3 protein-coding genes and 1 riboswitch are annotated in these 3,332 nt (G+C 47.5%); of the genes, 2 read left to right on the top strand and 1 reads right to left on the bottom strand.

The annotated features are described in order from the left end of the window. Positions 1 to 189: 189 nt before the first annotated feature. Positions 190 to 370: riboswitch (Lysine riboswitch) on the top strand. Positions 371 to 455: 85 nt separating this feature from the next. Both BZG82_RS15860 and BZG82_RS15855 read left to right on the top strand, forming a co-directional pair. Next, entirely contained in the window at positions 456 to 2,039 is a 1,584-nt protein-coding gene (locus BZG82_RS15860; RefSeq protein ID WP_077766303.1) for a Na+/H+ antiporter NhaC family protein, read from the top strand. Between the two features lie 129 nt (positions 2,040 to 2,168). Further along, positions 2,169 to 2,750: a thymidine kinase gene (locus BZG82_RS15855; protein ID WP_077482059.1), complete on the top strand. Its 582-nt coding sequence runs from the start codon at positions 2,169 to 2,171 to the stop codon at positions 2,748 to 2,750. Positions 2,751 to 2,862: 112 nt separating this feature from the next. On the opposite strand, the gene cspD is transcribed toward BZG82_RS15855, so the two are convergent. Then, entirely contained in the window at positions 2,863 to 3,084 is a 222-nt protein-coding gene (gene cspD / locus BZG82_RS15850) for a cold shock domain-containing protein CspD (RefSeq protein ID WP_069588926.1), read from the bottom strand. Between the last annotated feature and the right edge of the window lie 248 nt (positions 3,085 to 3,332).

Raw genomic sequence — 3,332 nt, 5'->3', positions numbered from 1 at the left:
CCTATTTTTCATTATTTATTTTCTGTTCGCAATATTTGTTACCCATATTTAAGGGTGTTTTTTTAAATATGCCCAAATTTTGAGTGGTTGCGACTGATTTCATCGACACTTGATAGTGTGACGTTTTAAGTGGTGGCTTTTTGTGCGTGAACAGTTGCGATAGTGAACATCTTGTGTAGAATGCTCCACTCTTAACGTAGAGGTGCGTTGTTTATAAGTAATGTGCACGAGGGTGATGCCAGTGACCGCACATGAAAGGAGCCAACGCCGAAGCCAGTAAGGCCATCATGCCGACTGTGCTGGGGCTGTTACCGAATAGGGGCAGCACTGCCATAGTAATTAGGACACACTATGGAGCGCTACTGTAGGAGGCAAGTTGTTTGCTGTGTGTTACCACGCCTTACCAGTCTTCGTTTCTGCAGTAGATCTCCAACCAATTGGTTGATATTGAGATCATGAACTTAACAGACTTTTCTTCATCCGCTTTATCGTTACTTCCACCCTTGCTGGCTTTGGGCCTTGCCATTGCAACACGCCGCGTGCTGTTGTCGCTAGGCATGGGGATTGTACTCGGTACCTTACTACTCGCTGACTTTTCCCTAGGAACATCGGCGCAATACCTTTTTGATGTGGTTGCCGGCCTATTTGTGGCTGACGGCAGCATTAATAGCTGGAATATGAGTATTCTTGCTTTCCTCGTATTGCTGGGAATGATCACCGCTTTATTGTCGCTCTCTGGAGGAACACGAGCGTTTGCAAATTGGGCACAGAGCCGAATTAAAAGCAAACGAGGAGCAAAATTACTGGCGGCTTTCTTGGGCGTATTTATTTTCGTAGATGACTATTTTAATAGCTTGGCGGTGGGGGCTGTTTCGCGCCCAGTGACCGATCGCTTCCATGTGTCTCGAGCCAAGCTGGCGTATATTCTCGATTCGACCGCCGCACCTATGTGTGTTATTACCCCCGCTTCGAGCTGGGGCGCTTATATCATTACCGTCATAGGCTCCATTTTAGTCGCACATGGGGTGACTGATTACACGCCGCTCGGCGCCTTTGTCACCATGATCCCGATGAACTTCTATGCAATCTTTGCGCTTCTGCTGGTTTTTGCAGTGATTTGGTTTCAGCTTGATATTGGCCCCATGCGTCAATTTGAATACCAAGCAAAAAAAGGCAGTCGCTTAGGGGATGAAAGCGACAATTGTGCCGATCTTTGTGATGATCTTGGGATTGAAGAGAGCGAGCACGGCACAGTTTCTGATCTGGTGTTACCGATTGTGGTCCTCGTTGTGGCGACCATCAGTGCGATGCTCTACACCGGCGCACAAGCGTTAGCGGGTGACGATGTATCCTTCTCAGTACTCGGTGCGTTTGAGAACACGGATGTAGGAATGTCGCTTCTGATGGGAGGCGCGGCTGGACTTATCGTTGCTTTAGCCATGACGATCAAACAGGGGATTGGTGCGTCTGCGATCAGCAAAACCTTATGGGTCGGAGCGAAATCCATGTTTGGGGCCATTCTTATTCTGCTGTTTGCATGGTCCATTGGCCATATCATTGGCGATTTGCAAACGGGTAAATATCTGTCTTCATTGGTGCAGGGCAATATGCCGTCTGAGCTACTCCCTGTTGTGCTCTTCTCACTCGCGGCAGTAATGGCATTTGCGACCGGTACCTCATGGGGAACCTTTGGTATCATGCTACCAATCGCCGGCGATTTGGCTGCGGCAACGGAGATTTCCTTGATGTTACCTATGCTGTCGGCGGTATTAGCCGGTGCGGTGTTTGGTGACCATTGTTCACCAATCTCAGATACCACTATCCTGTCATCCACAGGGGCACGCTGCGGGCATATTGATCATGTCTCGACACAGTTGCCTTATGCGATTGGTGGCGCTCTGGTGTCCGCGGTTGGCTTTTTGGTCCTGGGCTTTACCGCATCACTATGGTTGGCATTTGCCGCCACGACACTGGCCTTTGTCGCACTTTGTTTTGCGCTGCTGTGGCTAAAAAAGCGCCCATGCAAAGCCATGGCCTAATCTCGCTCGTGACTACCTCATAATAGGATTGAGCGCAAAGCCCCGCTGGTCGGGGCTTTCCTTTTTGATGAGATCCGGTAGCATGCTGGATTGATTTTAAGCCTGATGACCGAATAATCCGAGATAACAATGGCGCAGCTTTATTTTTATTACTCCGCAATGAATGCCGGTAAGTCGACAACACTTTTGCAATCAGCCTTTAATTATCAAGAGCGAGGCATGCAGCCCCTGTTATATACAGCGGCAATCGATGACCGATATGGTCAGGGAAAAATTAGCTCACGCATTGGTTTAGAGACAGAGGCGCACCTGTACCACAATGAAACCAATTTATTCGAACATGTTTCAGCCATTCAAGAACATGAAAAAGTAGACTGCCTGTTACTGGATGAAAGTCAGTTTCTCACCAAACAGCAAGTGCTTGAGTTAACTGATGTGGTCGATAAATTGCGTATTCCTGTGTTGTGTTATGGGTTGCGCACTGACTTTCGAGGAGAGCTATTTGAAGGCTCTCAATACTTACTCGCTTGGGCGGATAAGTTAGTAGAACTAAAAACGGTTTGTCATTGTGGTCGAAAAGCCAATCGAGTGATCCGCCAAGATGCAAAAGGCAATGCGATTGCTGATGGCGATCAAGTCGTGATCGGTGGCAACGAGCGTTATGTGTCGGTGTGCCGGTTGCACTATAAAGAAGCACTTGGCTTGCTATGAGCATGTTCTGCGATGGGCGAGTGTCTCGATAAGATAGAGCGCGCCGAGTACGAAAAAAAGCGAACGCATTGCGCTCGCTTTTTCCTTTGTAACCGTCGCGAATAACGCGTTGTTATTTCGCTGCTTCTTGTTCAACAGGGACGATTTGGCTCGCATGGTAGCCTTTCGGTCCTTCTTGAACCTCGTAGCTGACGGTCTGACCCGCTTTCAATGTCCTGTATCCATCCATTTGGATTGTAGAGTAATGCGCAAAAACGTCGCCTTCTCCTTCTTCAGGACAAATAAAGCCGAATCCCTTGGCGTTGTTAAACCATTTTACTGTACCAGTTTCCATGCGAAACATCCCTCTTGCATCAAACTTTTGCATACCTTGCAATAAACTAAGTGCCCACTCATGACCTCTGCGCTAGCACGCATCAGACAGCATTTGCTCAAGATGGTGAGCGTGTGATCAAAAAGTGGTTAGTTTATCTACCACAACTCACACTGTAGTAGATACTTTTAGGCAGTCAAGTATCGATAATAACTTATAACAACATTTTCATAGTAATCCGAAAAAGTGTGAGAGAATGAGAATAAATG

This window comes from Salinivibrio sp. PR5, from assembly GCF_001996085.1.
In the GTDB taxonomy this organism is placed as follows: domain Bacteria; phylum Pseudomonadota; class Gammaproteobacteria; order Enterobacterales; family Vibrionaceae; genus Salinivibrio; species Salinivibrio proteolyticus.
Note: the sequence above shows the minus strand (reverse complement) of the source record. Positions and strands in the feature narration are given on the sequence as shown.

What these genes read in the sequence shown, in the direction of transcription:
- BZG82_RS15860 (WP_077766303.1), top strand. Translation starts at nt 456, where the DNA reads ATGAACTTAACAGACTTTTCTTCATCCGCTTTATCGTTACTTCCACCC.
- BZG82_RS15855 (WP_077482059.1), top strand. Translation starts at nt 2,169, where the DNA reads ATGGCGCAGCTTTATTTTTATTACTCCGCAATGAATGCCGGTAAGTCG.
- cspD (WP_069588926.1), bottom strand. Translation starts at nt 3,084, where the DNA reads ATGGAAACTGGTACAGTAAAATGGTTTAACAACGCCAAGGGATTCGGC.